At 36.9% G+C, this 7,664-nt stretch carries 5 protein-coding genes; 1 reads left to right on the forward strand and 4 read right to left on the reverse strand.

The window, feature by feature from the left end; genetic code table 11:
* Positions 1–33: 33 nt before the first annotated feature.
* On the reverse strand, positions 34–1,650 hold the full coding sequence (locus tag ACFILU_RS01885; RefSeq protein ID WP_375674493.1) for an ABC transporter substrate-binding protein: 1,617 nt from the start codon (positions 1,648–1,650) through the stop codon (positions 34–36).
* Between the two features lie 373 nt (positions 1,651–2,023).
* Positions 2,024–3,649 (reverse strand): ABC transporter substrate-binding protein, encoded by a 1,626-nt coding sequence (locus tag ACFILU_RS01890; protein WP_375674494.1) that lies wholly within the window; start codon positions 3,647–3,649, stop codon positions 2,024–2,026.
* A 1,251-nt stretch (positions 3,650–4,900) separates the two neighbouring features.
* Between ACFILU_RS01890 and ACFILU_RS01895 the strand changes: the two genes are divergently transcribed.
* Positions 4,901–5,065, forward strand: coding sequence for a hypothetical protein (locus ACFILU_RS01895; RefSeq protein ID WP_375674496.1), 165 nt, complete (start codon positions 4,901–4,903; stop codon positions 5,063–5,065).
* 215 nt (positions 5,066–5,280) lie between these two features.
* Here the strand turns inward: ACFILU_RS01895 and ACFILU_RS01900 are convergent, their stop codons facing one another.
* Entirely contained in the window at positions 5,281–5,910 is a 630-nt protein-coding gene (locus tag ACFILU_RS01900) for a DNA-3-methyladenine glycosylase I (RefSeq protein WP_273790728.1), read from the reverse strand.
* Complete coding sequence (gene xseA, locus ACFILU_RS01905; protein WP_273790727.1) at positions 5,888–7,318, reverse strand: exodeoxyribonuclease VII large subunit; 1,431 nt, start codon at positions 7,316–7,318, stop codon at positions 5,888–5,890. Before xseA ends, ACFILU_RS01900 begins: the two co-directional genes overlap by 23 nt.
* Positions 7,319–7,664: the final 346 nt, after the last annotated feature.

Here is a 7,664-nt window from a genome sequence, read left to right on the forward strand (position 1 = left end):
TGTTCTACAATCCTTCTCTATAACATGCTTCTTTTATTTTTCTGCTTCATTGTAATAAAGTCTATAACTGTTCCAAATCCATTTTTTGACATCAGGTCCCATACCAACGGTATAATATGTCTGAAATAAATAAACCATAGGACCATGCTCTAACACATAATGCTGTAAAGTACGATATTGCACAATGCGCTTATTGGGGTCTTGCTCAAACAAAGCATCCATCACCATGTTATTAATATTTTCATCATAATACCCAGCGCGCCAAGCTAAATACATATTGTGCTTTTTTGTAAATGTTGGATCAGGGTTAAACACGTGATTTAATGAAGCAGGATGTCCATCAGGATCAGCACTCCCCCACCCCATAAGTGCAGTATCATAATTTCCACCACGTACACGGCTCAACAATTGATTTTGTGCCATTTTTTCAATTGTAAGCTCAACACCAATTTTGCGTGCATTGGCTTGAATAGACTGTGCAACAGACGACATATAACTAAGGCTTCCAACTAAAAGATTAGCTTTAAACCCATTAGGATAACCAGCTTCAGTAATCAGTTGTTTTGCTTTTTTCAAATCCAACTGAAAAGGCAAACCTTCTTTTTCATCTAAAGCACCTGGAACACCTAAAGACATATAAGTTGCCCTAGGAATAGCAATTCCTTTCAAAACAGTGTTTCCAAGACCTTCATAATCAACCAAATAACGAAGTGCCAGTCTGACCTTTTCATTCGCAAAAATTGCATTCTTATTATTTAACGATAGGTAAATAATCTGCGGACGCAAAACACGACTAATTTTGACTGGTTCTCCCTTTTTTTCAAGATCTAAAATATCCTCTGAAGAAAGATCACGCACTATATCCACATCACCTTTTTCCAAAAGAAGTCTTTGACTTGATGAATCCGCTACATGCTGCACAACAATCTGCTTAATTTTAGGCACATCGCCCCAATAATGCTGTGTCGCCTCTAATACAACTTTATCTCCTGGAGACCAGCTCACCAATTTATAAGGTCCAACACAAGCTGAATGTGTTGCTAAATATTTATTCCCCATATCACCGTTAATACTCTGTGCCTCAATTGTTTCCCGATCAAGCAAAGCAGAAGCATAAGATTGTCCAATAACAGTCAATATGAGCTGAATAGGATAGGGTTTATCTAATTTTAATTGTAAAGTCTTATCATCAAGTGCCTGAATATTTGTTTCAACATTGTTTTTGGTAAACCCATAATCCATTAAAGATTGAGCATAGCTTAATCCTAATTTAATAATCCGTCGCATCGACCATACCAGATCTTGCGCTGTAGCCGTCCTTCCGTCATTAAACTTTAAATCATCACGAAGATGAAAAACTATTCTTTTGCCATTATCTAAAACGTCCCAAGACTTTGCCATAGCAGGGCGAATTTTTGTAGGATCATGCTCGTCATATTGCACTAACGCGCTGCAAATATTCGTCAATAACTCACTCGTCACAACCTCAACAGTTTGCGCTGGATCAAAACTACTAATTGAATCAATATTCCACGCCATTACCAATATATCTTTAGATGAAGCACTGAATGCCGATGTTACAGCCCCATTAAAAAAAACGATTGAGCTTAATAAAATAGAAAAATTTTTCAATATTCTTTGTTTTCCCATTTTATCTCTTCCTTTTGTATTCTTCTACCTTTTCACACAAAGTGATTTTGATTTTGCTCTTTCATCTTTTAAATAGCATAGCATTAGACATCAATTTCATTTCATCAAACTAAGCATCTATAAAATAATTTTCTTATACATCAGTCTATATTCTGGATGCAGAGAATCTATAACTATAAACAAAGATCCTCCCCAATATAACTTTCTATATTCATCGCTCCCTATAAATGATCTTAATTATATACTGCTACTGCACAAACATCCCTCACAATTTCATCCTTAAAAAACTGAAGAGCTTTTATATGGGAGAATATTTTCATCATGCAATTATGATTAAGCTCTTTTTAGCTTTGACAACATTAAAAAGACACACTTATTTTTCAATTGCACTATAAAAAATACGCGGTGCACTATTCCAAACCCACTTTTTGACATCAGGCGTCATCGCGACAACGCTATATTGTTGAAAGATAAACGCATAAGGTCCTTTTTGCATAAGTTCACGTTGTAAATCAGCATAGAGTTGTGCCCGTTTTTGCGGATCTTTTTGAAACAGCGCCTCTTCAACTTTTTTATTCATCTTGGCATCAAAATACCCATGCTTCCAACTAGGATAGGCTGTATTTCTAGCCTCAAACCGATTATCTGGATTGAAAATAAGACGTGAAGCCATTGTATGAGGATCCACAGAATCATTATTCCATCCGATAAAAGCCGTATCAAAAGCCCGTGCATTCACTTTTGAAAACAACTGTGTACCTGCTACACGTTCAATTTTAAGACGCACGCCCGCCTGTGCAGCACTATCTTGAAGTGATTGAGCAAGTAACAAAGTATAAGGAGTGTTTGAGACAATAAAATTTGCCTCAAATCCGTTCGGATAACCGGCCTCTGCTAAAAGCTGTTTTGCTTTTTGAATATCAAGCTTAAAGGGTTGCCCCTCTTTTTCATCTAAAGCCCCAAAATTACCAAGAGGAATAAAACTGGCCCGTGGAACACCAATCCCTTTAAGAAGCTTCTTGCCTAGACCTTCATAATCTATAAGATAACGCATCGCCAAGCGTACTTTTTCCTTAGCAAAAATAGGATTCGTCGTATTGAATCCCCAGTACATCATAGTTGGCACTAACACTCTTTCAACTTTAACATCTGTTGTTTTTTGCAGATCTGCAAGATCTTCAGGTGTCAAATTACGAGCAACATCAATATCATGTTTTTGCAACAACAAGCGTTGTGTTCCGGGCTCTGCAACATGGCGAATTAAAATCTGCTTCAGTTTAGGTGCTTGTCCCCAATAGTGAGAGCTTGCACGCAACAAAAGAGCTTCTCTAGGGCGCCAACTTTTTAACTGATAAGGACCAACACAAGCAGCATGACTCTTCAAATACTGATTTCCAAAATCGCCATCTTTTTCGTGTTTCATAATCGTCTTACGATCAAGCAAAGCTGTTGCAGGACTTGCAACAATATTATTAAGAATAAGCTCTGCTGGATAAGGCTTATCAAATTTCATCACAACTGTTTTCTTATCAGGAGCTTGCAAAGCATCATCAACATTTTGTTCTACAATTCCATATTCATTAAAAATTGCCGCATTACCCATCTTCAATTTGACAATCCGCTTCATACCCCAAACAAGATCATTGGCATTGGCTGATCTGCCATCATTAAACTTCAAACCATCACGCAAATGAAAAGTAATCACCGTACTGTGATCATCACCTGAAACATCCCAATGCGTTGCTAAAGCAGGAACTATTTTAGCAGGATCATCTGTCGCAGTACTCACCAAGTTATCACAAATATTGTAAATAATTTCACTTGCATAAACATCATTGCTTTGGGCGGGATCAAACGTACTGATTGCATCAAGATTCCAAGCCATCACAAGGGTATTAGCCGGTGTTTTTGCTGAAACCTGTTGTACAACTACCCCCAAAGCCATAAGAGCAGCAACAAGAGAGCTGCTACTTTTCAATATTGTTTTCTTCAAGTTCATAAACTTTTCCCTTTATTTATTTTTTATCAATTAATGACGCTGAAATAATATAGCAAATTTATAATTATAACATTGAATAAATACGTTCTAATCTCTTATATTTTTAATCACCTACACAGAGTCATCTACTTGATAAATTCATTGACTTACGTCTCAATAAACCATAGCGAACATACAATATATGTTTTGCTAACCAGTATTACATTCTTTTCATAACCTTTCTTTGCATATGATAATGCACTATATCAGTTCCCTATTAATCATCAATAAGCCTTATCGCCCCAAAAAATAGTGAGCTTTAAAAAATCATTACGCAAAAATTTATGAATTCATTATTCTATTCCTTTAGGCGATATTTAAAATAAAATATGCAAACTTTAAAAATAGTTATCCCCCTCAAACACTCAGTTTCAAGATGCGGCGCATCTTTACTACATGACAAAAACGACACTGGAATAGCAGAAAGACATAAGAAAATATCTTTTCTAAAACGCTATCCCCCACAAAAAGCTGCTTAATCTTTTGAAAAATAAGTGTCAAAAGTTTTACGTTTTTACCAACAAAACCAAACGCGTTAACAAAGATAAAGGAAAAATGAGAAGAATCATTCCTTCCACGCTTTATCTTTTGAAAAATAAAGCTTACAATAAAAGAATACACACTAAAATGCATTCCCCCATTGATAAAAACAAAATTCATTAGACGCTTCCCCCCTAAAGACATAACGAATATAAACCCTTCTAAACTTTAGTGTGCATCATTGCTTTGCCACTATAAAAATAGAGCATAAAACAACATACAGCAACAGAACTCTCGTTTCCAGCGGAAACATACAGAGATTCAACGAAGCAATGTAGTGGATACAAGCCTGCATGAGCTTAATCATCTTCCAAAAAATTGGAGCGCACACGCGGCAAGATCACTCTACTAATAGAGGAAAGCTATCAGATAATAAAACCCAACACAAGCAGCTTGAGTCATTTAACTTCAATTTTTCATCGCTGTATTTTATTTTTATTACCTAGGTAAGCATTGAGCAATCGACCTACATATAAATAAACCGACAGTCATACAAGCAAAGAAAAACAATGCAACAACAGCACCCCATCTAAAAACCACTTTGCATTCGTCAATAAGCATGAATAAAATATTCATTAATTATAACGGTCATGTCATTAACAGAAATAAAAAAAACTCTTCTCAACCATTACAAATGCCAAAGACTGTTGCACAACATTGAGAGCTAGTAAAGTGTGTGATGGTGCCGATTTACTCCTTCATAAGCGTAAAGATGGAAGTGCTCAATGGATTTACCGTTGTACCATTCACAGGCGCCACCGCGAAATGGGTTTTGGTGTACTAAATGTTTCTTTAAAACATACAAGATATTACCATTATCTCACTTCAGATACATAACAGTTAAGGTATCACTCCTTTTGGCGTCTGTTTTTTCATCCTCAAAATTATACCTTTATCGTTTTTAGTGCCAACAACAGTAGAAAATCATTAATATTGTATAGTTTGTATATTTCAATTATCTTATACAGTGAAATTGTATAATCTATACATTTATTAAATAATTCAATTATTATCCTATTGATCATTACTCTTACAAAAGACAGTTTGCCAATTTATCGACAAAAACATCCTTCAAGATGATCATTAACAATCCCTACGGACTGCATAAAAGCATAACAAATTGTGGGACCAACGAATGTCCAGCCACGTTTCTTCAAGTCTTGAGAAAGACGAAGAGAAGCAGGTGTCATAGGGTTAGCCAACAGTGTTTGAAAATCTACTTTTTCATAACGCTCTGATGGTGGTGGCTGAAAAGACCAAAAATAGTGGGACAAACTTCCCCACTCTGTTATAATTTCTTGTGCTCTCAATGCGTTATTAAGCACTGATTGAATTTTTCCTTGATGGCGAACAATGTCTTTATTCTGCATTAACATTTGCACCTTTAGCTCATCATAATGAGCAATCTTTTCAAAGTCAAAGTGATCAAATGCAATGCGAAAAAAAAAGCGTTTTTTTAAAATTGTAAACCAAGAAAGTCCCGCTTGGAAACCTTCAAGACAAATTTTCTCAAACAAACGAATATTCTCAAAAATAGGCTTTCCCCATTCGGTATCATGATAAGCACAATAAAGTGGATCCGTTCCAGCCCATGCGCAACGAACTTTTCCATCCACTCCCTTAAGAAGACCTTCCGCAAGCATGGCATTAACCCCCGTATTAAAAGAGCATTCCTTGATCATCGCTAGGCGACTTTATTTGCTTGTGTTTTGAACGTTTAGCGGAAATAGGCTCTTGTGTTGCAACACTGATATCTCCATCAAAAAAACGTAAATTTATGTGCCCCGTTTCTGGAAACTGAGCCAAGCGTTTAATGGGCTTATTCTCTTTCCCCAAAGCCAAAACAAAACCGCGCTCCAAAATATTCTGATATGAAGTGCTTTTTAAAAGCCTAGATACTACCTCTAACCCAGCACGTTGTTTTTCCACACTACGCACAAAAGCACGCTGAAGACGTGCCGTATATTCCTTTGTATTGCGTTGTGCTTTTTCACTATTTAACAAACGCGGTGAAAGACGCACACCAAGTGCATGAAAAGAAAAACGTTTTTTATCGTAGCTCACACAAAGAGCACGCTGCAATCGACTTGAAGTTTCATCCAAACCACGCCGTGGTAGAGCAAAAAGTTGATCGGCAGTCGGAAGAGCTCGTAGAGTAGCTCGCAATTTTTGTCGATAAAAATCCAAATAACGCGCTAGTCCCTTGCGCAAACGTGCACCAAGCGATGCCACCAGCACCTCAAGATCAAGCTTAACAGGAACAGCCCGTTCTGCTGCGGCGGTGGGAGTTGGAGCACGCCAATCAGCCACATAATCAATCAAGGTCCAGTCCGTTTCATGCCCAACAGCAGAAATAACAGGAAGAGAAGATTCATAAACAGCACGAACAACAGCTTCGTCATTAAACCCCCACAAATCTTCTAAACTTCCCCCTCCCCGTGCAACAATAATAAGATCAGGCTTAGGAACAACTCCTCCTAAAGGCAACGCATTAAAACCTTCAACAGCAACAGCCACTTCTTTCCCACTTGTTTCCCCCTGAACACGTACAGGCCAAACCAAAATATGCAACGGAAAACGATCGGATATACGATGAATAATATCACGAATAACAGCACCTGTTGGTGATGTTACAACGCCTATAATTCGAGGCATATAAGGCAAAGTTTTTTTCTTAGCTTCATCAAACAAGCCTTCTTCTAAAAACTTTTTCTTACGATTTTCAAGGAGTGTCATCAAAGCACCAATCCCTGTTGGTTCAAGAGCCTCAATGACAATTTGATATTTCGATGATCCTGGATACGTCGTAAGTTTACCAACAGCAATCACTTCCATCCCTTCTTCAGGAGGAAATTTGAGCTTTTCCATCATTCCACGCCAAATAACAGCTTCCAACCGTGCCTTATCATCTTTTAAAGCAAAATAAGCATGTCCCGAAGCATGAGTACCACGGTAACCTGATATCTCCCCACGTACCCGTACATAACCAAACTTTTCTTCAACAACACGCTTTAGGGCCCCTGCTATTTCGGAAACAGTGAATTCTGCTACATTTGTTACACCTGTTTTTTCACTAAACAAACTTACCATTTTTCAATTCTTTACGCCCGTTTCTGTGAATCTTTTTGAAACAATACATCTTTAAACTTTTGATTTATAGCTTCATCAAAATACCCATAACACCGGCTAGAGTAGTTTATATTTTTAATTTCAAATCGATTATCAGGGTTGTAAAAAAACTTGAAGCCGTTTTATGGGGATATCTAAAGTCATTATTTTATTCGAAAATTGTATCAATAGAAGTTTAAATATTCAATCTTAACATTCACACAAACACATCTTTCATAAGAATTCCTGAAATAAAATTCTCTACACAACATAGAAATCCATTCCCGATAAAATTCAACGTATTGCAAAGTGTTAAAGAGCTTTGCAA

The organism is Bartonella sp. CL100XZDX (assembly GCF_042195375.1).
Taxonomy (GTDB): domain Bacteria; phylum Pseudomonadota; class Alphaproteobacteria; order Rhizobiales; family Rhizobiaceae; genus Bartonella.